Annotated in this window: 16 protein-coding genes; 10 read left to right on the top strand and 6 right to left on the bottom strand. The window is 70.9% G+C overall.

What is annotated here, in order from left to right; genetic code table 11:
• Nucleotide 1: 1 nt before the first annotated feature.
• A complete protein-coding gene (xdhB, locus tag AB5J51_RS02745; protein WP_369776674.1) occupies nt 2–2401 on the bottom strand; it encodes a xanthine dehydrogenase molybdopterin binding subunit in 2400 nt (799 codons plus the stop codon).
• Nucleotides 2398–3894: a xanthine dehydrogenase small subunit gene (locus AB5J51_RS02740; RefSeq protein WP_369776673.1), complete on the bottom strand. Its 1497-nt coding sequence runs from the start codon at nt 3892–3894 to the stop codon at nt 2398–2400. Before AB5J51_RS02740 ends, xdhB begins: the two co-directional genes overlap by 4 nt.
• Before the next feature lie 631 nt (nt 3895–4525).
• Between AB5J51_RS02740 and AB5J51_RS02735 the strand changes: the two genes are divergently transcribed.
• The 3 genes from AB5J51_RS02735 to AB5J51_RS02725 all read left to right on the top strand — a co-directional run bounded on the left by AB5J51_RS02735 (nt 4526) and on the right by AB5J51_RS02725 (nt 12112).
• The gene (locus tag AB5J51_RS02735) at nt 4526–8257 is read left to right on the top strand and encodes a S8 family serine peptidase (protein ID WP_369776672.1); all 3732 of its coding nucleotides are present in this window, start codon (nt 4526–4528) and stop codon (nt 8255–8257) included.
• 137 nt (nt 8258–8394) lie between these two features.
• On the top strand, nt 8395–9393 hold the full coding sequence (locus AB5J51_RS02730; protein WP_053787664.1) for a TrmB family transcriptional regulator: 999 nt from the start codon (nt 8395–8397) through the stop codon (nt 9391–9393).
• A gap of 238 nt (nt 9394–9631) precedes the next feature.
• Nucleotides 9632–12112: a SpoIIE family protein phosphatase gene (locus tag AB5J51_RS02725; protein WP_369776670.1), complete on the top strand. Its 2481-nt coding sequence runs from the start codon at nt 9632–9634 to the stop codon at nt 12110–12112.
• Between the two features lie 112 nt (nt 12113–12224).
• On the opposite strand, the gene AB5J51_RS02720 is transcribed toward AB5J51_RS02725, so the two are convergent.
• Both AB5J51_RS02720 and AB5J51_RS02715 read right to left on the bottom strand, forming a co-directional pair.
• Nucleotides 12225–12974, bottom strand: coding sequence for a restriction endonuclease (locus AB5J51_RS02720; RefSeq protein WP_369776669.1), 750 nt, complete (start codon nt 12972–12974; stop codon nt 12225–12227).
• 4 nt (nt 12975–12978) lie between these two features.
• Nucleotides 12979–13167 carry a hypothetical protein gene (locus AB5J51_RS02715; protein ID WP_133895542.1) on the bottom strand — a complete coding sequence of 63 codons (189 nt, stop codon included), beginning with the start codon at nt 13165–13167 and terminating at the stop codon, nt 12979–12981.
• Between the two features lie 182 nt (nt 13168–13349).
• On the opposite strand from AB5J51_RS02715, the gene AB5J51_RS02710 reads away from it, so the two are divergent.
• The 3 genes from AB5J51_RS02710 to AB5J51_RS02700 all read left to right on the top strand — a co-directional run bounded on the left by AB5J51_RS02710 (nt 13350) and on the right by AB5J51_RS02700 (nt 17913).
• Entirely contained in the window at nt 13350–14465 is a 1116-nt protein-coding gene (locus tag AB5J51_RS02710) for a mechanosensitive ion channel family protein (RefSeq protein ID WP_136226278.1), read from the top strand.
• A gap of 89 nt (nt 14466–14554) precedes the next feature.
• Nucleotides 14555–16138, top strand: coding sequence for an FMN-binding glutamate synthase family protein (locus AB5J51_RS02705; protein WP_369776668.1), 1584 nt, complete (start codon nt 14555–14557; stop codon nt 16136–16138).
• 47 nt (nt 16139–16185) lie between these two features.
• Nucleotides 16186–17913: a thiamine pyrophosphate-dependent enzyme gene (locus tag AB5J51_RS02700; protein WP_053787660.1), complete on the top strand. Its 1728-nt coding sequence runs from the start codon at nt 16186–16188 to the stop codon at nt 17911–17913.
• 66 nt (nt 17914–17979) lie between these two features.
• Here the strand turns inward: AB5J51_RS02700 and AB5J51_RS02695 are convergent, their stop codons facing one another.
• A complete protein-coding gene (locus tag AB5J51_RS02695) occupies nt 17980–18243 on the bottom strand; it encodes a hypothetical protein (RefSeq protein ID WP_053787659.1) in 264 nt (87 codons plus the stop codon).
• Between the two features lie 378 nt (nt 18244–18621).
• On the opposite strand from AB5J51_RS02695, the gene AB5J51_RS02690 reads away from it, so the two are divergent.
• The 4 genes from AB5J51_RS02690 to AB5J51_RS02675 all read left to right on the top strand — a co-directional run bounded on the left by AB5J51_RS02690 (nt 18622) and on the right by AB5J51_RS02675 (nt 23531).
• On the top strand, nt 18622–19203 hold the full coding sequence (locus AB5J51_RS02690) for a ribosome-inactivating family protein (protein ID WP_240805515.1): 582 nt from the start codon (nt 18622–18624) through the stop codon (nt 19201–19203).
• Nucleotides 19204–19687: 484 nt separating this feature from the next.
• The gene (locus AB5J51_RS02685) at nt 19688–20341 is read left to right on the top strand and encodes a 2Fe-2S iron-sulfur cluster-binding protein (RefSeq protein WP_136226279.1); all 654 of its coding nucleotides are present in this window, start codon (nt 19688–19690) and stop codon (nt 20339–20341) included.
• Nucleotides 20338–21348 (top strand): xanthine dehydrogenase family protein subunit M, encoded by a 1011-nt coding sequence (locus tag AB5J51_RS02680; protein ID WP_136226280.1) that lies wholly within the window; start codon nt 20338–20340, stop codon nt 21346–21348. Before AB5J51_RS02685 ends, AB5J51_RS02680 begins: the two co-directional genes overlap by 4 nt.
• 29 nt (nt 21349–21377) lie before the next feature.
• Nucleotides 21378–23531, top strand: a complete 2154-nt coding sequence (locus AB5J51_RS02675) for a xanthine dehydrogenase family protein molybdopterin-binding subunit (protein WP_053787655.1) — start codon at nt 21378–21380, stop codon at nt 23529–23531.
• 70 nt (nt 23532–23601) lie between these two features.
• Here AB5J51_RS02675 and AB5J51_RS02670 read toward each other — a convergent pair whose 3' ends face one another.
• On the bottom strand, nt 23602–24060 hold the full coding sequence (locus AB5J51_RS02670) for a hypothetical protein (protein ID WP_136226282.1): 459 nt from the start codon (nt 24058–24060) through the stop codon (nt 23602–23604).
• Between the last annotated feature and the right edge of the window lie 66 nt (nt 24061–24126).

Genomic DNA, 24126 nt, shown 5'->3' with positions numbered 1-24126 from the left:
GTCAGGCATTGCTCAAAGCGCTTGCGCCGGCGGGGGCCCGGCTGTCGTCGGGGGCGTGACCGTCGCGCCGCACGCCCCCCTTGCGGGCTGCTTCGATCGCCCAGTACACCGCCTCCGGTGTCGCGGGGGAGGCGAGCTCCACGCTGACTCCGGAGGGCCCGAACTCCCCGGCCGCCTGCCGCAGCGCTTCTCGCACCGAGAAGGCCAGCATCAGCGGAGGCTCACCCACCGCCTTGGACCCGTACACCGCACCCTCCTCGGTGGCGTTCTCCAGCAGCCTGACGTTGAACTCCTCGGGCATCTCCGAGAAGCTCGGCAGCTTGTACGTGCTCGCGGCCTGGGTCAGCAGCCGACCGCGGTTCGGCCCGTCGCCGGCGTCCCACCGCAGGTCCTCGAGCGTGAGCCAGCCCGCGCCCTGAACGAAACCGCCCTCGACCTGACCGATGTCGATCATCGGGGAGAGACTGTCGCCGACGTCGTGCACGATGTCCACCCGCCGGATCCGGTACGCGCCGGTGAACCCGTCCACCTCCACCTCGGTCGCGGCGGCGCCGTAGGAGAAGTACTTGAACGGCGAGCCCTGGAACGTCTTCGCGTCCCAGTGCAGGCCCTCGGTCCGGTAGAAACCGGCCGCGGACAACTGGACCCGCTGGAAGTACGCGGTGCGCACCAGGTCGTCCCAGGCCAGTGCCTTGTCGTTGCCGAGGACGCGTGCGACGCCCTCGACGATGCGCACGTCCGAGGCGTTCGCACCCAGCTGGGTTCCGGCCACTTGCAGGAGCCGCCAGCGCAACTGCTCGCAGGCGTTCTTCACCGCCGCGCCGTTGAGGTCCGCCCCGGAACTGGCGGCGGTTGCGGAGGTGTTGGGCACCTTGTCGGTACGAGTCGGGGCCAGCCGCACCTTGTGCAGCGGAATGCCCAGCGTGGTCGCGGCCACCTGCAGCATCTTGGTGTGCAGGCCCTGCCCCATCTCGGTGCCGCCGTGGTTGATGAGGACCGAGCCGTCCTTGTAGATCAGCACCAGCGCGCCGGCCTGGTTGAAGGCCGTGAGGTTGAACGAGATGCCGAACTTGATCCCGGTGATCGCGAGCGCCCGCTTGGTGTTCGGGTGCGCGGCGTTGAAGGCCGCGATCTCGCTCTTGCGATCGGCGATGCCGGCGTCGTTCCGGACCTGCTGCCAGACGGTGGAGATCCGTTCGGGGTGGAGGACAGGCTGTCCGTACGGCGTCGATTGACCCTGCCGGTAGAAGTTGCGTTCGCGCAACTCCATCGGATCCAGGCCGAGCAGCGGCGCGCAGCGGCCCATGATGTCCTCGATCACCAGCATGCCCTGCGGTCCGCCGAAGCCGCGGAAGGCGGTGTTGGAGACCTTGTTGGTCTTGGCGATGCGACCGGCGATGCGCGCGTGGGGAATCCAGTAGGTGTTGTCGATGTGGCACAGGGCGCGGGCCACCACGGGCTCGGACAGGTCCAGGCTCCAGCCGCCGTCCGCGGTCAAGGTGGCGTCCAGGGCCTGGATGCGGCCCTCGGCGTCGAAGCCGATCTTCCACGTCGCGTGGAAGCCGTGGCGCTTGCCGGACATGGTCAGATCCTGGGTCCGGTTCAGCCGCACCCGAACCGGCCGACCGGTCAGTCTGGCGCCGAGCGCGGCGACGGCCGCGAACCCGTGCGGCTGCATCTCCTTGCCGCCGAAGCCGCCACCCATCCGCAGGCACTGCACGGTCACCTCGTGACTGTGCAGGCCGAGCACGTGCGCGACGATCTCCTGCGTCTCCGAGGGATGCTGGGTGCTGCTCTGGACGAACATCTGCCCGCCCTCGTCGACGTGGGCCAGCGCAGCGTGGGTCTCGAGGTAGAAGTGTTCCTGATCGGAGAACTGGAACTCACCGGTGAACACGTGGGCGGAGTCGTCGAAGCCGGCCTCGACGTCGCCGGTCAGCATCAGGGGCCGGGCGCCGTGAAAGCTGTTCGCCGCGATCGCTTCCTGCAACGTGATCACGGAGGGCTGTTCGTCGAGTTCCACCTCGACGGCCGCGGCGCCGAGCCGGCCCGCCTCCAGGGTCTCGGCGAGCACCCAAGCGACGGCGTGGCCGTGGAACATGACCTCATCGGGGAACAGCGGCTCGTCGTGCTTCATACCGGCATCGTTGACGCCGGGAACGTCGGCAGCGGTCAGCACGCGGACCACACCGGGCACGGCGAGCGCGGGCTCGGTGCGCAGCGCGGTGATCCTGCCGTGGGCCTTCATGACCTGGACCGGGTAGGCGTGCAGTACGTCCTTGGTGCGGTGGACCAGGTCGTCGGTGTAGAGCGCGGTACCGGTGACGTGCAGGTTGGCGCTTTCGTGGGGCATGGAAACGCCGACGACGGGCATTTCGGGGCGCTCGGACAACTGGCTCATGACGACACCGCCTCGGTGGTTTGCGCGTACAGCTTCAGCAGGCTCTGGCCGAGCATCGCGGAGCGGTACCCGGCGCTGGCGCGGTGATCGTCCATGGGCGTGCCCTGGGCCTGCAGCACCTGGGACGCGGCCTCGACGGTCTGGGCCGCCCACGGCTTGCCCTCCAGGGCCGCCTCGGTGGCGAGGGCGCGGATCGGGGTGGCGGCCACGCCGCCCAGGCCGATGCGTGCCTTGCGCACGATCCCGTCCTCGATGTCGAGCGCGAAAGCGACCGCCACGCTGGAGATGTCGTCGAAGCGGCGTTTGGCGATCTTGTGGAAGGCCGCGACGGGCGACAGCGGCAGGGGGATGCGCACCGCGCGGATCAACTCGCCGGGACGGCGCACGCTCTGCCGGTAGCCGGTGAAGTAGTCGGAGAGGGGGACCTCGCGCTCGCCGTCGGCGTCGGCGAGTACCACCGATGCCTCCAGCGCGAGCAGTACCGGCGGGCTGTCACCGATGGGGGACCCGGTACCCAGATTGCCGCCGAGGGTCGCACTGTTGCGGATGAGCCGGGAGGCGAACTGCGGGAACAGCTCTGCCAGCAGCGGGACGCTGCCGTCGAGGCGGCGTTCGATCTCCGTGAGGGTCTGCGCCGCCCCGATCTCGATGTGGTCGGATTCGACCCGCATCTCCCGCAGTTCGGGCAGACGGTCGACCGCGACCACACAATTCGCCCGGCGGGAACGGATGTTCACCTCCACACCCCAATCGGTGCTCCCGGCGACGACCACCGCGTCGGTCCGCTCGCGCAGCAGCTGCAGCGCATCGGCCAGGGTGCTCGGCCGCAGGAACGCGCTCTCGCCCCGGGTGTATGCGGTGGAGACCGGCTCGGGCGGGGACTGCTCGCGACGCTGCGCCAGGGGGTCGTCCTCGGCGGGCGCACCGACGGCGAACGCGGCGTCGCGGATCGGGCGGTAGCCGGTGCAGCGGCACAGGTTTCCGCTCAGCGCGTGCAGATCGAAACCGTTCGGACCGTGCTCGGTGCCGGTGCCGGTGCCGGTGCCGGTGCCGGTGGTGGTGGTGGCGTCGGCCGGGTCCGGGTGCGCGCAGCGGTCGGGTCGGTAGTACTCGGAGGCCATGCTGCAGATGAATCCGGGTGTGCAGTAACCACATTGGGAACCGCCGCGGACGGCCATCTCCTCCTGCACGGGGTGCAACGCGGCCGGAGTGCCGGACTCGCCGGCGGTGGCGAGGCCTTCGGAGGTGATGACCTCCTGACCGTCGAGCGCCGCGACCGGGACCAGGCAGGCGTTGACCGCCACCCAGTCAGTGGGCTTGTTCACCCCGGGACGGGCCACGAGGACGGAACAGGCGCCGCATTCACCCTCGGCGCAGCCCTCCTTCGTGCCGGTGAGGCCACGCTCGCGCAGGAAATCGAGCACTGTGGTGTGGGGTGCAGCCGGTGAAATCGGTGTTTCTTTCCCGTTGACCGTGATCCGCGCCGCTACCACGTCGCAATCGCATTTCGGCGCGCGGTCGATGTGAGTGTCCAAGTCGCCATTTCTGGAGCTTTCTCTTCCGGTGGTCGCAGCTCGAGAACCGAGCGCGACGAATCGGCACGCAACGAGGTGCCGTGGATGGTGACAGAGAGGGGAAGGTGCCGGGGCCGCAATCAGGCACGCCGGGAAGGGGCTGCTCAGCAGCCGTGTGCGACACGACCGGGAGCCCAGGCGATCTGGTGTGCGAGGCGAAGCAGTTCGGAGACGTTCGACATCCGGTTTCGCCCCCTTCCAGTAGCAGCTCGCGAGTCGGTGCGGTCGAAGTTACGTTGCCGCAAGTTCATCGGTCAAGCGGATGTGGGTCGATTCCATGAACGCAGGCCACTTCGTGTGGCGGATATTCGTACGCGAAACCAGTCGTGTCGTCGTGTCCGCCGAAGGCGCCGGAACGGCTGCGTGCGCGGAGGCGGTGGCAGCCGTACCGGCCGAGGATCCCTAGATCGCGGCCGTTGTCGGTCCGGGTGCACGGACCCATCTCCACGACCACTATCGCGCGGTTCACGGCTGACAAGCATTCGCCATGGCGAGGACTTGCCTTCGTGACGCCTTCACGACGGCAGTCACGGGCCGATAGACCCTTGGCATGTACTCCCCCTCTCACACTTCCGCCTTCCGGCGCAGGCGCTGGCAGCTGATCTCGGCGGCCACCGCAGTGCCGCTGCTGGCGTCGGGGCTTGCGGTCCTGCAAGCGCCCGCACAAGCCGCTCCGAGCAAGCCCACCGTTCCCGCCAAGTCCTCGGCGACCCACAAGGTCACCCTGGTCACCGGCGACGTCGTCACGGTCACCACGATGGCCGACGGCAAGCAGACCGCCGACGTCGACCGGCCCGACCGTGCCGTCGGCGGCGTGAAGGTCCAGCAGATCAAGGGAGACCTGTTCGTCATCCCGGACGAGGCGGCGCCGCTGCTGGGCACGGACAAGCTGGACCGACGGCTGTTCAACGTCACCGACCTGATCGAGATGGGTTACGACGACGCGAAGTCGGACTCGGTACCGCTGATCGCGACGTACACCCAGCCGAATTCCCGCGCGGCCTCCGACCCGACGGCCCCCCGGGGCAGCAAGCTGACCCGCCAGCTCAAGGGCATCCGCGGTGCCGCGCTCACCACCGAGAAGCGGCAGGCCCGTACCTTCTGGACCGACGTCGCGCTGCAAGGCAGCACGACGTTGGGTGCCGGCATGACGAAGCTGTGGCTCGACGGTCGCGTGAAGGCCAACCTGAAGGAGAGCGTGCCGCTGATCGGCGCGCCCGAGGCCTGGGCGGCCGGGTACACCGGCAAGGGCGTCAAGGTCGCGGTGCTCGACACCGGTATCGACGTCAACCACCCCGACTTCGTCGGCCTGATCGACGGCACGGCGAGTTTCGTGCCGGGTGAGGCCGTCACCGACGTCAACGGGCACGGCTCGCATGTCGCCGGCACGATCGTCGGTTCGGGCGCCGCCTCCGGGGGCGACAACAAGGGCGTCGCCCCCGGCGCCGACCTGTTCGTCGGCAAGGTTCTCGGCGGTGTGGAGGGATCCGGCCAGGACTCCTGGGTCATGGCCGGCATGCAGTGGGCGGCAGAGTCCGGTGCGGACGTCGTCAACATGAGCCTCGGTGACTCCTACCCGACGGACGGCAGCGACCCGATGTCGCAGACGGTGGACGCGCTGTCCGCGCAGTACGGCACGCTGTTCGTCATAGCCGCCGGCAACTCCGGCCCGGAGAGCATCTCCGCCCCCGGTGCCGCCGCCTCGGCGCTGACCGTGGCCGCCACGGACAAGCAGGACCGGCTCGCATCGTTCTCCAGCACCGGCCCGCTGGCCTACTCGGGCGGTATGAAACCGGACATCGCGGCGCCCGGCGTGGACATCACGGCGGCCCGTTCACAGGAGATGACGGGCGGTGGCGAGGGCTTCTACCGCACCCTCAGCGGCACCTCGATGGCCACGCCGCATGTGGTCGGAGCGGCCGCGGTCCTGGCCCAGCAACACCCCGACTGGACCGGCGCGCAGCTCAAGGAACACCTCATGAGCACCGCGAAGGGCCTGGACGGCGGATACTCGCCGTACGAGGTCGGCACCGGCCGTCTCGACGTGGCCGCCGCCGTGCGCACCCCGGTCCGCGGCACCGGATCGCTCTTCTTCGGCAACCACACATGGCCGCACGAGCCGAGCGACGCCGCCGTCACCAAGGACGTGACCTTCACCAATACCGGTTCCGCCGATGTCACCCTGAACCTGGCGCAGACCGGCGGCGGCCCGTTCACGCTGGGAGCCACGAGGGTGACCGTCCCGGCGGGCGGCACCGCCGCCGTCCCGGTGACCGCGGACCCGAAAGCCGCCCCGGCCGGCCGGCACGCCGGCTACGTGACGGCCACCGACGCTGCCACCGGCCGGCCGGTGACCCGCACGTCAGTGGCGTTGCTCAAGGAGGAGGAGCGCTACGACCTGAACATCAGGCTGGTCGGCCGGGACGGCAAGCCCGCCGCCGGATGGGTCACGGTCAACCTGGCCGGCGACTTCTGGCCATGGTCGCTCTACGTCGACGGCTCGACCACCATGCGCATGGCGCCCGGCACGTACACCGCCGCGGGGTACCTCGACGTAGCGGGCGAAAAGGCGGACCGCTCGGGTCTGGCCGTGCTGGTCGACCCGGAGACCGTGCTCAAAGACCGTTCCGTGGACGTGGTGCTGGACGCGAGCAAGGCACGCCTGCTGCAGACCGAGGCGCCGGAGCGCACTGAGGACCGACAGCGCAAGGTCGACTTCAACGTCCACTACAAGGGCCTCGACCCGTTCACGGACTACCGCAGCGCGTACGTGCTGCCGCCGATGTACGACGACGTCTACGTCGCGCCGACGGAGCCCATGAAGCAGGGCGAGTTCATGCTGACCACCCGGTGGCGCAAGGGAGAGCCGCAGCTCGGCCTGAGCACGCCGGGCGGCCGGCTCCGGTTCGACGCACTGGTGCAGGCAGGCAGCGCCCTGGGCACCGCCACGGACACGCTGGACGTCGTCTACGCGGGCAACGGCGCGACAGCTGCGTACAAGAAGGTCAAGGCCAAGGGCAAGGCCGTCGTCATCGACCGCAGCGACGGGGTCTCGCCCCAGGAGCGCACCGAGGCCGCGGTCGCGGCCGGTGCGAAGGCGCTGATCGTGGTCAACGACGGTGTCGGCGGTCTGATGGAGTACGTCGGCGAAGCGGCCATCCCGGTCGCCACCGTGCACCGTGACGAGGGCGATGCCCTCATCGCGACGGCCAAGGCGGGCATCCACAAGCTGACCGTCAAGCAGACCGAGTACACGCCGTTCGTCTACGACCTCACCCGGGAGTACCCCGGCCAGGTTCCGGACCGGGCCCTGGTCTACAAGCCGACCAAGGGTGACCTCGCCCGGATCGATGCCCGCTACTACTCGGCCACGGACGGCCGGTCGGCGGAGGGCTACAGGTCCGACTTCACCCTCAGCCCGTCGGTCAACTTCCCCGAGCGCGAGTGGCACCCGGGCACCCGCACCGAGTGGGTGACCCCGGGCCAGGTCTGGAGGGAGTTCCACGCGCAGGGTGTCGACACGGCCCTGCCGTGGGTGATGGTGTCGGGGGACAACACGTACGCCAAGGGCAGCACCACCCGGCTGGACTGGTTCGCACCGGCGACGCGGCCCGGCCAGAGCGAGTCCTTCGGCGTCTACAACTCCCGCTGGCAGAACCACATGACCTGGAACGTGCAGGCGTGGGCTTCAGCCAGCGACAACATGCGGCTGGGCGGCTTCCTGCAGTGGGGTGAGACGCCGACCCACCTGCAGGTCTTCCAGGGCGACAGGTTGATCCACGACAACCCGTCCAGCACGGACATGCAGTGGGTGGAGGTGCCGGCGGGCAACCTTCCCTACCGCGCCGTCCTCGACGCAGAGCGGCCGGGTGACCTCTTCCGGCTGTCGACGCGCACCCACACCGAGTGGACGTTCATGTCCGACACCGTCGACTCGGACTTCTTCGAGTCGTTCCCGGTGCTGAACCTGGACTACGAGCTGGATTCGGACCTGCACGGCGACGTCAAGGCCAACGCAACCCAGGAGATCGCGCTCAAGCCGGTGTCGTTGGGCCTCGGCACCGTGCCGGGCACCATCACGACGGTGAAGCTGGACGTCTCGTACGACGACGGCGCCACCTGGCAGAACGTGACCGCGACCAAGGGCGCCGGCGGCAGCTGGACGGGTTCGTTCAGGACGGCCAAGAAGCCCGGTGGCTTCATCTCGGTCCGCGCGAGCGCCCAGACGGACAGCGGCTTCAGCGTCAAGAACGAGATCATCCGGGCGTACGGCCTGCGATGAACCGCACCGTCGGGCCCCGGGGCGGTGACTCCCCGGGGCCCTCCCGCTCACACCTGCTCCCACCAGGGACTATTCAGGGCCTGCCGCCATGGCGCATACTCTCCCCGCTGCGGCAAGCGGAAGAGAGTCGGTCGCCGATGCTGGATGTCCTGGGCCTCGAACCCGACGACGAGCGCGTCTACCGGGCGCTGCTCGGACGGCCGAACTCCACCGCGATCCTGCTGTCCGACCAGCTCGACCTCCCGCATGCCCACGTCGACAAGGCCTTGTCCCGTCTGGTCGGGTGGGGACTGGTGACGAGGTCGGCGGACGAGCGGTTCACCGCCGCGCCGCCGGCCATGGCCCTCGGCGCTCTCATCAGCCAGCGCCGGGACGGGCTGCGTATGGCCGAGCACGCCCTGGTGACCTTCGCCGAGGAGCACCGAGCGGCGATGACCGGGAACAGCATCAACGATCTGATCGAGGTCGTCACGGGCGTCGACGCCATCCGCCATCGCTTCCTCCAGGTGCAGCAGGCAGCCCGTACGCAGGTACGGTCCTTCATCACCGCACCGTTCGTCGCCCTGCCGCCAGACGAGAACACGGCCGAACCCGTGGCCCTCGGCCGTGGAGTGCAGTTCCGGGCGGTACTGGACCGGGCCGTTCTGGCAGAACCGGGCATCATCGACGACGCGATCGATTCACTGGGCAAGGGTGTGCAGCTCCGTGTCGCCGACCAGCTGCCGATGAAACTCGTGCTGGCCGACGCCGACCTCGGCCTCGTCCCCCTTGCGGTCACACCGGACGGGGAGCCCGGCGCCGTGCTGCTGCACCGCAGCGGCCTGCTGGACGCGCTGGACGCCCTGTTCGAGACGGTATGGCGCACCGCCCACCCGCTCGCGCTGTCGGCCACACGCGGAGAATCCGAAGCCCCCGTCGAAGTCGGCCCGCAAGGACCGACCGAGCTCGACCGCAGGATCCTCGCGCTGCTCCTGGCCGGCCTGACGGACTTGACGGCCGCGGCACAACTCGGTCTGTCACCGCGCACGCTGCACCGGCGCCTGCGTCATCTCATGGACATCGCCGGAGTCCGGAGCCGGATGCAGCTCGGCGCCCACGCGGTCCGAAACGGCTGGGCGGAGCCCCTGCAAACGTGACCGGCCTCGCGGGAGCCGTCCAGGCCGACGCGGTTGCCGTCCTCACCGGCCCCGGCGGGGCGGGCCCGCCGAACGTGGGGGCAGACGGTGGACGACGCTCTGCCGACGCACGGCGCCGCGGCGATACTGAAGGTGAGCCGACTGCTCAAACCCTGATCTCTGATCACTCTGGGTAGTCACCGCGGCAATCCGCTGTGCGGTCCGTTCGGCAGGTCGAGCAGGTCGGAGGGTGGCAGCGATGGACGCACCGGCGCCGGGATCGGGTGAGGTACCCGAGGACCCGTTCGCGCTGCACAACTCTGCTTCGGCGGTTCTTGACGCCCACGGCAGGGTCGTGGGCTGGAGCGAGCGCGCACAGGAGCACCTCGGCTACCTGCCCGAAGAAGTGCTGGGCCGCATGGGTTTCGAGTTCTTGTTCGACTCTCGTGACCGTGAGGCGGTCCGGGATGCAGCGGCCTCGTGCGAGCGCGACCGGGGCTGGTCCGGCGTCCTGCCCGTCCTGCACCGCAGCGGGCGGCGGGTGGAGCTGGGATTCCGAGCCCGCGCCGTCATCCGTGCCGGCTCGGCCCGCGAGTGGTTCCTCGTCGTCGCCCCGGCGGAGGAGGTGCTCCAGTGGGAAACGGACCGGTCGGTCCTGGACGGTCTGTTCCGGCGCTCCCCGATCGGTCTGTCCGTCCACGCCCCCGATCTGAGCATCCTGCGGATCAACCGGGCGCTGGCCCGGTTCACGAATCTTTCCGCGGCGGACATCCGGAGCCGACGCATCGGTGACTTCCTCATCGGTCCGGACGTGGAGATCATCGAGTCCCGGCTGCGACGGGTGCTGGCAACGGGCGCCCCCCTGATCTTCACCGAGCAGCCCTGTCGCCTGAGGAGTGACCCCGACCACGAGCGGGTGGTGTCGGTGTCGGCGTTTCGGATGGAGGACCCCTCAGGCGGGATCCTCGGAGTCACCCAGCTGGTGGAGGACGTCACCGACCGTTATCGGGCCCGGCGGCGGCTCGCCCTGCTCAACCGGGCGAGCGCCCGCATCGGGACCACACTGGATCTCGCCCAGACCACCCGGGAGCTGGCCGAGGTCGCCGTCCCCGACCTCGCGGACGCCGTCTCGGTGGACCTGCTGGAGTCGGTCGCCCAGGGCGACGAGACCGCCGAGGAGGCGGGCGGACCGGTCCGCAGAATGGCCGTCCAGTCGGTCGTGGCTGACGCGCTGCGGGTGATGTACTCCGCCGGAGAGGTCTTCCACTTCGACCCTCGTACTCCGCAGGCCAGGTGCCTCGCCAAGCAGCAGCCCATCCTCGAACCAGTGCTCCAGAGCAGCCTCGGCTGGTACTTCCAGGATCCGGAGCGCACACGGCGCGCCCTCGACCTGGACGCTCACTCACTGATCGTCGTACCGCTGACGGCCCGCGGTCGGCTCCTCGGCCTGCTCAGCCTGTGGCGGGCCGAGCGGCCCGAGCCGTTCGAGGAGGACGACCTCACGCTCGCAGAGGAATTCGCCGCGCGGGCCGCCCTGTGCATCGACAACGCCCGCCGTTACACCCAGCAGCATCAGGCCGCATTGACATTGCAGCGCAGCCTGCTGCCGCAGGAGTTGCCCGATCACAGCGCGGTCGAGGTCGCCCACCTCTATCTGCCGGCCGATCCCGCCACCGGCGTCGGTGGCGACTGGTTCGATGTCATCCCGCTTTCCGGAGCACGCGTCGCCCTCGTCGTCGGCGATGTCGTCGGCCATGGTCTGCACGCCGCGGCCACCATGGGCCGCCTGCGTACGGCCGTGCACACCCTGGCCAGCCTCGACTACGCTCCGGACGAGGTCCTTTCCCACCTGGACGACCTGGTCAACCGCCTGGCAGATGAGCAGGAGCCTGCCGACGGACGCTCGCGGGGCCAGCAGATCGTCGGTGCGACGTGCCTCTACGCGGTCTACGATCCCACCTCTCGGCGCTGCACGCTGTCCCGGGCGGGCCACCTGCCCCCCGCCGTGGTGACCTCCGACGGCACGGTGAGCCTGCCCGACCTTCCCGAGGGGCCACCGCTGGGGCTGGGCGGACTTCCGTTCGAGTCCGCCGAATTGGAACTCGCCGAGGGAAGTCTGCTGGCGCTGTACACGGACGGCCTGGTCGAGACCCGTGGCCTCGATCTCGACGAGGGACTCGAGCGGCTGCGAGAAGCCCTGTCCCGGCCCGGCCGTTCGCTGGAGGAGACCTGCACGGACGTACAGAACGCCCTGCTGCCGGAGCACCCACCGGATGACGTCGCACTGCTCCTGGCCCGCACCCGCGTCTTGGCGCCGGAGCAGGTCGCCTCCTGGGAACTGCCCGCAGAGCCGACCGCCGCCGCCCGGGCACGGCACCTGACGGAGACCACGCTGACCAGGTGGGGCCTGGGGGAGCTGGCCTTCACCGCCGAACTGGTCGTCAGTGAACTGGTCACCAACGCCTACCGCTACGGCGGCGGCACGCCGGTGACCCTGCGGCTCATCCGCGACCGCAGCCTGATCTGCGAGGTCTCCGACAGCAGCAGCACCGCTCCGCACCTGCGACGGGCGCGCACCACTGATGAAGGCGGCCGCGGCCTCTTCCTGGTGGCCCAGCTCACCGAACGATGGGGCACCCGCTACACCCGGGACGGCAAGACGGTCTGGACGGAGTTCCCCCTCGCCACAGCAGCGGAGGGGCACTCCGTGGTTGTGGCGAACCTTGCACTCAATGGGTGACACCAGGCAAGTCGCAGGCAAATGGGCTCCGTCGGCATGAGGCGTCCGACTCGGGCTCCACATCGCCCCGTCCGGCCTCCCCTCCGCGCCCGGCGTCCGGGTCGGTCTCCGCTCAGGGGCCGGCCCGGACGCCGTCGGGGGAGCCGTCGGAGTGGACAGGGTCCACTTCCCAGGGCGGTGGCCGTACGCCCGGCTCGGTCCAGGCCGCCAGGGCCTCGCCGTCGACACACACGATGCCGCACGTGGCGGCGTACTCGAGGGCAGGCGCGGTGAAGTAACCGGTAGTGACGATGATCGCGACGTCGGCGTCGTGGACGGCGAAGCACGTCCCGCCGAACCGCTGCAGGTCCTGCGAGCCGACCCGGTTGTCCTCGGCGTAGTGCTTGCACTGCACGATGACGCGCAGCCCGTCCGGGGTCGTGGCGATCACGTCGGCGCCCAGGTCGCCCGCACCGCCCACCACTTCCACCGGGGTGCAGCCGTCACGTACGCAGAGAGCGGCGATGGTGTGCTCGAAGCCGTCGGCATCGGCGGCGGCATGGTCCAGCGCGTCGGCTCCCACATCCGGCAGATCCGTCGCGGGCCGCACGCCCGTCGCGGAGCGCACGCCCGGGTCGGGCGGTGCCGTGGGGCGACGCCTGACGGGGGACACGCTCCACCTGGCGAACGCCACGCCCAGCAGCAGCACCACCGCCGCGGTCACCGGCAGGACCGGCATCCGCGTCCCGGCCGCCGAGGTGGCCTTGACCAACACGGCCAGTCCGCCCACGGCCGTACCGGCGAGCCCCACGGCGAGCACCAGATCGCGCCCGAGCCCCGGGCCGCGCTGCGGGACCCCGCTCCCGTTTTCCCTCGATGCCATGGGCTCAGCGCCTACGGCCCCGGCCCCGCCCGCGGGCCGCCCAGCCGTGGCCGATACCGGCGACGTGGAGCGCGAGCGCGGCGAGACCGATCAGCATGAAGTTGGTGGAGCTGAACACTTCGTTGGTGCTGATGGTGGCGGCGTTGATCAGGAACGCGATGACGAACAGCACTGCGGCCGTGATGCCGAGCATGTCCATGCCCCCTTCGGTCGGTGACGGCCGTGTTCCCCGTGAGGGCCGGATCATGAGTGGCTGCTCCAGCAGGATTTCGCTGTACCGCGGAGAAACGGAAGGGAACCCGTACCTCCTGTGTCAGCTCCCTCCCAGTGGGCAGGGGCGTGGACGTCCATGTCACCTACATCCGTCGAGGAGATATGAACAGCGCTCTTCGTGTGCTGACCGTCCTGGGCGGCTCGATCCTGCTCGCCCTCGCGGCCGGTTGGGTCGTCGACCTGCTGCTGCGCCGAGCCGACGCACGCCACCCCGAAACACCCCTGTGGAACCTGCTGCGCCGGTGTCGGCACGCCCTTCTGATCGTGCTGCTCGCCGCGCTGCTCAGGGGCGCCTACCGGCAGATCGCGTGGCCGCCGCTGCACGACCACGCCGCCACTGTGGGCCGGGTGCTCTCGCTCACCCTGATCGGCGCGGGGGCCTGGCTGCTGGTGGCCGTGGCCTCCGCCGTCGTCGAGTCGGGGTACGCCCGCTACGCCACCGCCACCCGCGACCCGGCCCGGCTGCGCCGCGTCCGTACCCAGGTGACCCTGATCATGCGGGTCGTGACGGTCCTCGTGGCCGTCATCGCGATCGCCGCGATGCTCGTCACGTTCCCGAGCTTCCGCGCGCTCGGCACCTCCGTGCTGGCCTCCGCCGGAATCATCGGAATCGTGGCCGGCGTCGCCGCCCAGTCCACCCTCGGAAACCTCTTCGCGGGCTTCCAGATCGCCTTCGGCGACATGGTGCGCATCGGCGACACGGTCGTCGTCGCGGGGGAGTGGGGGGTGGTCGAGGACATCACCCTCACCTTCCTCGCCGTACGGACCTGGGACGAACGCCGCATCACCATGCCCGTCTCGTACTTCACCACCCGCCCCTTCGAGAACTGGTCACGCGGTGGCATCCAGATGACCGGCACCGTCTTCCTCCACTGCGACCACCGCGCCCCCGTGGACCTCATGCGGGACAAGACCGAGGAGATCCTGCACAACTGCAAGGAGTGGGACGGCCGCGGCTGGGACCTCGCCGTCACCGACACCACGCCCTCCACCATCGTGGTGCGGGTCATCGTCACGGCCAAGGACCCCGACGACCTGTGGACGGCGCGCTGCGCCGTGCGGGAGCAACTGGTCGCCTGGCTCGCGGAGAAGCACCCGGACGCCCTGCCGCGCATCGTGCTGGACCCGGCACCGGCTCCGGTACCCGGACAGGCATCGGGACGGCCGCCCGCGCCGGACGCCGCCGGAGCATCCGGATCCGCGCCCGCCCGGCCGTAGGCGGCGGGGTGAACCGCGTCTCCCACGCGCGCGCGACTCCGACAGCCCCGGGAACGCTTGGCGCGCGGTCGTCGGGACACAAGCGGGATGTGCTGAAGACACTTGCCCTGATCCTGCCCGGCGCCGCAGCGGCGCTCGCCGCGGCCGCCGCCGTCCTCCTCTCGCCCTGGTGGTGGGCCGTGGCCGGCCCCTCGCTGCTGCTCGTCCTGGTGGCCTCGTACGACCTCCTGCAACGCCGGCATTCCATCCTGCGGAACTACCCCCTGCTCGGTCACCTCCGGTTCGCCCTGGAGGCGCTGCGGCCGGAGATCCAGCAGTACTTCATCGAGCGGAACGTCGACGGCAGCCCCTTCGACCGCGACACCCGCAGCATCGTCTACGAGCGGGCCAAGGGCACCGACGCGGAGGAGCCGTTCGGCACCGAGCTCGACCTCCACCGGCCCGGCAGCGAATACCTCACCCCGTCCATGGCCCCGCACCCGGTACCGGCCGATCCGCCCCGGGTCCGGATCGGCGGACCCGACTGCACCGAGCCATACGACATGTCCCTGCTCAACGTCTCGGCGATGAGCTTCGGCTCCCTGTCCGCCAACGCCGTCCTCGCCCTCAACACCGGCGCGCAGCTGGGCGGCTTCGCCCACGACACCGGCGAAGGCGGCGTGTCCGAGTACCACCTGCGCCCCGGCGGGGACCTCGTCTGGGAGATCGGCACCGGATACTTCGGGTGCCGCACCGACGACGGGGGCTTCGACGAGCGGCAGTTCGCCGAGAAGGCCGCACACCCGCAGGTCAAGTGCGTGTCGCTGAAGATCAGTCAGGGCGCCAAGCCGGGCATCGGCGGCGTCCTGCCCGGTGCCAAGGTGAACGCGGAGATCGCACGGGTGCGCGGAGTGCCGCAGGGGGAGACCGTCGTCTCGCCGCCGTTCCACCGCGTGTACTCCACCCCGCGCGAGCTGGTGCGCTTCCTGGCCCGCATGCGGGAGCTCGCCGGCGGCAAGCCCGTGGGGTTCAAGCTGTGCGTCGGATCGCGCCGTGAGTTCCTCGCCGTGTGCAAGGCCATGCGGGAGGCGGACGTCACCCCCGACTTCATCGTCGTCGACGGCGCGGAGGGCGGCACGGGCGCGGCGCCCCTGGAGTTCGCCGACCATGTGGGCCTGCCGCTCGGCGACGGCCTGATGAGCGTCCACAACGCCCTCGTCGGCTCCGGTCTGCGCGACCGCATCCGGATCGGAGCCTCCGGAAAGGTCGCCACCGGCAGCGACCTCGTCAAACGCCTGGTCCAAGGCGCCGACTACACCAACTCGGCCCGCGCCATGATGTTCGCGATCGGCTGCATCCAGGCCCAGCGCTGCCACACCAACACCTGCCCCGTCGGGGTGGCCACCCAGGACCAGCGGCGCGCCCGGGCCCTGGACGTCGGTGACAAGGGGCAGCGCGTACGTCGCTACCAGGAAGCGACCGTCAAGAGCGCGCTGCAGATCATGGCGGCCATGGGCGTCGACGACGCGCGCGGGCTGCGCCCCCACATGCTGCTCCAGCGGGTGGACCCGCACACCGTCCGCTCGTACGCCGAACTCCACGCCTGGCTCGCCCCCGGAGAACTGCTCGCATCGCCGCCCGAAAGCTGGGCAGCCGACTGGAAGGCGGCCGACCCCGACCGCTTCACCCGCTGAACCGACAGCTGAACCGGCCGCTGAACCGGCAAACGAAGGGCAGTCCCGTGGCACGCACCGTCGCCCGCGTCATCGTCGACGCACTCGAGGAACTCGGCGTCCAGCACGTCTTCGGCGTCGTCGGAGACGCGTTGAACCCGCTGACCGAAGCGATCCGTACATCCGTCGGCCTGAACTGGGTCGGCTGCCGCCACGAGGAGGCCGCGGCCTTCGCCGCCTCGGCGCAGTCCCAGCTCTCCGGGACCCTCGGGGTGTGCATGGGCACGGTGGGACCCGGATCCGTGCACCTGCTCAACGGTCTCTACGACGCCGCCAAGAGCCGCACGCCCGTCCTGGCCATCTGCGGCCAGGTCCCCCTCGCCGAGATCGGCAGCGACTACTTCCAGGAGGTCGACAACGATCTGCTCTTCCGCGACGTCGCCGTCCACCGGGCCACCGTCACCTCCCCGGACCAGATGCCGCGCCTGCTCGAATCGGCCGTACGCGCCGCTGTGACCCGGGGCGGAGTGGCCGTCCTGACCGTCCCCGGCGACCTGGGCGACCAGGAGCTGAGCGACGACCGGCCCACGCGCTTCGCCCTCGACCGCGCCGTCACCCGGCCCGACGACCCTGCCCTCGCCCGGGCCGCCGAGCTGCTGAACGCCGCCTCCCGGGTGACCCTCCTCGTCGGCCAGGGCGCCCGGGAGGCCCGTACCGAGGTCCTGCGGACCGCCGAGCTGCTGGCGGCGCCCATGGTGCTCACGCTGAAGGCGAAGGAGGGGTTCGAGGACGACAACGCCTTCCAGGTGGGCCAGACCGGCCTCATCGGCAACCCCGCCGCCGCCCATGCCCTCGACAGCGGGGACGTGCTCTTCATGCTGGGGACCGACTTCCCCTACCGGGAGTGGTACCCGAAGGACGTCAAGGTGATCCAGGTCGACTCCCGCGAGGACCACCTGGGACGCCGCACCCCCGTGGACGTGGGCCTGGCCGGTGATGTCGGGGCCACGCTGCGGGCGCTGCTGCCGCTGTTGAAGGCGGTCCCGGACCGTGCACACCTCGACGACGCCCGGGAGCGTTTCCTCCGGTGGCAGGAGGGACAGCAGCGGCTGGCCGACCCCGCGCACGAGCACCGCTGGACCGGGAAGCTCCGGGCCGCCCTGGACAACCGCGATCACGCCGTCCGCCCGGAGGCGCTGGCCGCGGCGGTGGACGCCTACGCCGACGCCGACGCCGTCTTCACCTCCGACACCGGCATGGCCACCGTCTGGCTCTCCCGCTTCGTCACCATGCACGGCGACCGCCGCCTGATCGGCTCGTACAACCTCGGCTCGATGGCCAACGCCATGCCCCAGGCCCTCGGTGCCCAGCTGTGGGCGCCCGACCGGCAGATCGTCGCGCTCTGCGGGGACGGTGGGCTGAGCATGCTGCTCGGCGACCTCATGACCATCAAGACGTACCGGCTGCCGGTGAAGCTCGTCGTCTTCGACAACCGCCGCCTGGGCATGGTCAAGCTGGAACAGGAGCAGGCTGGCCTGCCCGAATTCGGCACGGAACTCGACAACCCCGATTTCGCCGCGGTTGCCACGGCCCTCGGTCTGACGGGGATCCGGGTAACCGACCCGGCCGAGCTCCACGAGGGCGTACGCCGGGCCTTCGAGACGCCGGGGCCGGTCCTGCTGGACGTGCTCACGAACCCGGAGGAAGTGGCCGTGCCCGGTAAACCGACCGTGGCCCAGGGCTGGGGTTTCGCCGTGGCCAAGGCCAAGGAGCTCCTGCCGGGCCGCGAGGGCTGACGGCCACCGTAGGGGCGACGGCGTCCGTCACGCCGTGCGCGGCATCGCTCACCTGCGCAAACCTCGTCAGCCGTCGCGTTCCTCGGTTCCGGCCACGTAGGCGACGAGCGCGCCGGCGAGCACGGCCCAGGCCGCTGCGACGGCTCCCGCCGTGGCCCAGGCGAGGAGGCCGAGCAGCAGGCCGGTGAGGGCGCCGGTGGCGAGGGCTCGCGGGTTGGTGAGGAACCTCCAGTGCTTGCGTCCGCTGCCGGGCCGGCGGACTTCGGCGACTGCCGTCCTGATGACGAGGGCAGCCACCACCATGGCGATGCTGAGCAGGGTGATCGCCATGGCGTCTCCGATGCGGTCAGTGGTGCTTTGTGGCGTCTTGTTCTGCCTCGTCGCGTTGCTGGACGTCGGGCAGGCCATCGGCTTCCGCGTCGATGTTCTCCTGCCCGTTGGGATGACTGTAGTGACATCGAGTGACGTTTGGCCTTGACGGGCGCTGCCCACCGGAATCACGCGCTCAATTCTTAGCATCAGAGGCCAAGTATTTCCCCGGCCGCCAGCAGGACGACTACAAAGGACGGAACCGATCCGAACCCTGCGATGGGGATGACGTCGAAGGCGGTGGATGCGTATGCGTGAATGCAGCAGGATCGAACCGATCGCGGTCAGATTACTTCAGGGAAGGTCGATTTCCGGCGGCCTCCCCTGATGGGGGCAGCAATGCTGACACCCGTGGTGTTTTCCCCGGCGCACGCATCAGCGGACGAGTATCGGCTCCTGACGTCGACCATCCGGTCGAGGGCGGAGGATGCGCAGGGATTTTTCGGCGGGGCCTCGCGACGGCCGGGGGAAATGGCCTACCTGCCCCTGCGCATTCAGCTGCGAGGTTTGTCCATCGAGCTCTACATCGAGCTCCGCTTGCACGACACGGGCATGCGCATCGTCGGATTCCGCAACACTTTCGAGAACGGGCAGGTCCCGCCGGAAGCGTGCGTGCGCCACGTCAGGGACTCCGTTTCGCCACCGGGGATCCGCCGGACCGAAGCCCTGCCGTTCGGTGGAGACCGCTCCGACCTGGAGATGGCCGCCGCCGTGCGGCGTCTGGGGATCTTCCTGGGGCGCCGGCCCCTGGGCGACGCGGTGATCTGGCTGCACCGGAACCGCGATCCGAAGTGCACGGCACATGGAATGCTCGTGCTCTCGGAAATGATCTGCGAGGCCGCCCGATTCCCGGCTCTGGCCGATGCGATGTCGCGTATCTGGCTGACCGGCGGACGGCTGTCGGCCGCGGCAGCCGCCTGAAGTCCCATGCCTGGGCATCAATCCACAGGCAAGCGTCGAAGAAAGGAGCAAGCCCCCCGCCAGGAGCTCGTTTCCATCCCGTCCGATCCGCGATTCCGGTCCTGAGGGCCACGTAACAGGATCGAATGCTTTCACGCGGAACCTTTCATCGCCATGTCCGCAGACAGGAGGTGTCCTATAGGCAGACCCATCATGAGTGCTGACACCGGCACATCGACTCGTTGAAGCAGGCGGCCGCCCCTGGGGATGAAAAGGGGCGGCCGCTCGCCGTTCCCGGCAGCGACTCCGGTTCACGCCCCCGCGCCGTCATCGTGTACCCGATTCGCGCCATGGGGGGGGCAGCCGCTCTGCGCCGTGACACCCGACCGCGTGGGCCGTACGGGGGAGGTCGGCGGGGGCGTACGGCGCGCTCGGGCGTGCGAGGGGCCAGGCTGGGCACGCAAGGGGACATTCCCACCTCGAACGGACGTCAAGGGAGCTCGTTGTGGCTCACGCAACCGACCCGCCCGCCCACCGGCCTGCCCCCGATGGCGGCCCCGGACCGGCGCCGCGCACGCCGGACGACGCGCCTGCCGGAGCCGCCCGCTCCCGAGTGACCCTCCGCGTCAACGGTGTCCACCACGACCTCGACCTGGACCACCGGGTCACGCTCCTCGACGCCCTGCGCGAGCACCTGGACCTGACCGGCGCCAAGAAGGGCTGCGACCACGGGCAGTGCGGTTCCTGCACCGTCCTGCTGGACGGCCGGCGCGTCAACGCCTGCCTGCTCCTCACCGTGGCCCTCGACGGCTGTGAGATCACCACCGTCGAGGGCCTGGCCGGCCCCGACGGCGCCCTCCACCCGCTCCAGCGCGCCTTCATGGAGCACGACGCCTTCCAGTGCGGCTACTGCACCCCCGGCCAGCTCTGCTCCGCGGTCGGCGCGCTCCGCGAAGCCGCCGCCGGCCACCCCTCGCACGTCACCGCCGCCGCGACCGCGGCGGCCTCCGGCCCCGCCGTGCTGACCGCCGAGGAGATCAGGGAACGGCTCAGCGGGAACCTCTGCCGCTGCGGCGCCTACCCCGCGATCGTCCGAGCCGTCGCCGAGGCGGGAGCCGAAGCCGCGGCCACCGCGACGGGTGCGGGGATGACCGCATGAAGCCCTTCGCCTACGTACGCGCCGCCAGCCTCCAGGAGGCGGCCGCCGCCTACGCCGCCCACCCCGGCTCCCGCTATCTCGCCGGCGGCACCAACCTCGTGGACCTGATGAAACTGGGCGTCGAGACCCCCGGCGCCCTCATCGACGTCTCCCGCCTGCCGCTGGGGGAGATCCGCGAACTCCCCGACGGCGGCTTGCGCGTCGGCGCCGCGGTCCGCAACAGCGACCTGGCCGCCGACCCGCTGGTGCGCACCCGCTACCCGCTCCTCAGCCGGGCGCTGCTCTCCGGTGCCTCCGGCCAGCTGCGCAACGTCGCCACCACCGGCGGAAACCTGCTCCAGCGCACCCGCTGCGGCTACTTCCAGGACCTCTCCAAACCCTGCAACAAGCGCGAACCCGGCAGCGGCTGCGGGGCCCGCGACGGCCTACACCGCGACCACGCGGTGCTGGGACACTCCGAGCACTGCATCGCGACCCACCCCTCCGACATGGCCGTGGCCCTCGCCGCGCTGGACGCCGAAGTCGAGCTGTACGGCGAGGCGGGAGCCACCCGTACCGTCGCGGCCACCGAGTTCCACCGGCTGCCCGCAGACCGGCCCGAGCAGGACACCGTGATCCGCCCCGGGGAGATCATCACGGCGGTGATCCTGCCCGCCGGCGCGCCGGGCGCCGTCTCCCTCTACCGCAAGGCCCGCGAACGCGCCTCGTACGCCTTCGCCCTTGCTTCGGTCGCCGTGGTCCTCGACCTCGACGACGGCCGCGTTCGCCGGGTCGCCCTCGCCTTCGGCGGCCTCGCCCACCGGCCCTGGCGTGCGACCACCGCCGAGGCCCGGCTGACCGGCGCCGTACCGCGCCCCGACGCCGTCCGCGCGGCCGTCGAAGCCGAACTCGCGCTGGCGAGGCCCCTGCGCGACAACGCGTACAAGATCCCGCTCGCCCGCAACCTCGCCTGCGACGCCATCGCCGAGCTCGCCGGCACGCACCCCGGTTCCCCCGCCACGCCGTAGCGGCGCCACCGACCAGGAACAGGACCACGATGAGCCCGACCTCCGCCACCCTCGCAACCACCGCCACCTCCGCCGCCGCTCTGGGCGCCTCCGTCCCACGGCGCGAAGGCCGGGAGAAGGTGACCGGCGCCGCCCGCTACGCCGCCGAACAGCACCTGCCCCTGCGGGCCTACGCCTGGCCGGTTCCCGCGACCGTTGCCCGCGGCCGGATCACCGCCGTCGACACCGCCGACGCCCTGGCCCTGCCCGGCGTACTGAGCGTCCTCACCCCCTACGACGCCCCCCGCCTGGGCCCCTCCGACGACCCCACCCTGCAGGTCCTGCAGGACCTGCGGGTGCCGCACCGCGGCTGGTACGTGGCGCTGGCCGTCGCCGACAGTCTCGAGGGGGCGCGGGCCGCCGCCGACGCCGTACAGGTCACCTACGAGGCGGAGCCGCACGACGTCACCCTGCGCGAAGGGCATCTGGGCCTGTACACCCCCGAAGAGGTCAACGGCGGCTACCCCGCACACCGCGAACAGGGCGACCCCGACACGGCGTTCGCCGACGCGCCCGTACGCGTCGACGTCCGCTACTCGGTTCCGCCGCTGCACAACCACGCCATGGAGCCGCACGCCGCCACCGCCGACTGGGACGCCGAACGCGGCCACCTCACCGTGTACGACTCCTGCCAGGGCACCACGATGGTGCGCAACGTCCTGGCCGGGCTGTTCGGGCTACGGGAGGACCAGATCACCGTCCTGGCCGAGCACGTCGGCGGCGGATTCGGCTCCAAGGGCACACCGCGCCCCCACGTCGTCCTCGCCGTGATGGCCAGCCGGCACTGCGGACGCCCCGTCACGCTGTCCCTGCCCCGGCAGCACATGGCCGCCACCGTCGGCCACCGCGCGCCCACCTTGCACCACCTCCGGCTCGGCGCCCGCCCCGACGGCACCCTCACCGCCCTCACCCACGAGGTCACCACGCACACCTCGCAGGTCCGCGAGTTCGTCGAACAGGCCGCCGTGCCCGCCCGGGTGATGTACGCCGTCCAGGACAGCCGCACCACCCACCGCGTCACTGCGCTCGACGTGCCCACGCCCTCCTGGATGCGTGCCCCCGGCGAAACCCCGGGCATGTACGCCCTGGAGTCGGCGATGGACGAGCTGGCCGACGCCCTCGGCATGGACCCCGTCGAGCTGCGGGTGCGCAACGACCCGGCCACCGAGCCCGACAGCGGCCGCCCGTTCAGCAGCCGCCACCTCGTGGAGTGCCTGCGCGAGGGCGCACGCCGGTTCGGCTGGGCCGGCCGCCGGCCGCCCCGCCGCGAGGGGCCGTTCCTCATCGGCGCCGGCGTGGCCGCCGCCACCTACCCCGTCTACATCGCCCCTTCGGGCGCCCGGGCCCACGCCCGCCCCGACGGGAGCTACCTGGTCGAGGTCAACGCCACCGACATCGGCACCGGCGCCCGGACGGTCCTGGCACAGATCGCCGCCGACGCCCTGCACGTCCCGCTCGACGCCGTCTCGCTGGCCATCGGCAACAGCGCGCTGCCTCCCGGCCCCGTCGCCGGCGGCTCCACCGGAACGGCGTCCTGGGGCTGGGCGGTGCACGACGCCTGCACCGCGTTGACGGGCCGGCTGGCCGGGCACCAGGGGCCGCTGCCCGCCGCCGGGCTCTCCGCGTCCGCCGACACCACCCAGTCCGCGAAGCAGAAGTCCCCGTACGCGCGCCACTCGTTCGGGGCGCACTTCGCCGAGGTCCAGGCCGACACCGTCACGGGTGAGGTGCGCGTCCGCAGGCTGCTCGGCGTCTTCGCCGCCGGCCGCATCCTCAACCCGCGTACCGCCCGCTCCCAGCTCATCGGGGGGATGGTGATGGGCCTGGGCATGGCGCTGACCGAGCACAGCGGGCTGGACCCGGCGTTCGGCGACTTCGCGGAGCGGGACCTGGCCGCCTACCACGTGCCGGCGAACGCGGACGTGCTCGCCCTCGAGGCCCACTGGATCGACGAGCACGACAAGCACCTCAATCCGATGGGCAGCAAGGGCATCGGGGAGATCGGCATCGTCGGCACCGCCGCCGCGATCGGCAACGCCGTGTGCCACGCCACCGGCCGGCGGCTGCGGGAACTGCCCTTGACCCCCGACCGGGTCCTGGCCGCCCTCGACACCGGGACGGAGGCCGCGGGCCGCACCGGATGACAGCCGGACGCGCCCCGGCCATGGCCGACCGGTCCCGCATCCGCGCGCCACCAGGCGGCAGCGCGTACGCTCAGCGCTCCACGTCCTCGTCGGTGAGGAAATGGACCTGGCGCCGTTCGGCGGGCGCCAGGGGGCCGAGATGGAGCAGGTCGGGGTCGTCTCGGACCTGTTGCCAGAACTCCGCTTCGGTCGCTGCGGTCCCGAGGACCATCCACGGCGCGCCGTACTCCGTCCTCGCCGCCCATATCCCGAGCTGACGGCCACCAGAGCCGAGGAGGTCCTCCCCGACCGGTTCCTCCTGCATCTCAGCGACCAGGTTCGACGTGTGCTGGTGTGGACACTGGGTCTGCAAGCGCCGCTGCTCCCACCGAGTGCACAGATGTTCCGTCGCCGAGTCGGCGACGTCGTCGGCGGCATCCAACGCCCCTTGATCGGCGTTCGGTGCAGCGGGCCGGACAACACGCACCAGCAGTTCGTGCCCGCAAGGCTGGTAGCTGAAGAGCCTGAAGATCTTGATTTGAGCGCCCACGGGACCATTGTGCCCTCATACGGCAGCCACTCCCTCGGCTGCCCCGGGCACCACCATGGTGATCTC

The organism is Streptomyces sp. R33, assembly GCF_041200175.1.
In the GTDB taxonomy this organism is placed as follows: Bacteria; Actinomycetota; Actinomycetes; order Streptomycetales; family Streptomycetaceae; genus Streptomyces; species Streptomyces katrae_B.
Note: the sequence above shows the minus strand (reverse complement) of the source record. Positions and strands in the feature narration are given on the sequence as shown.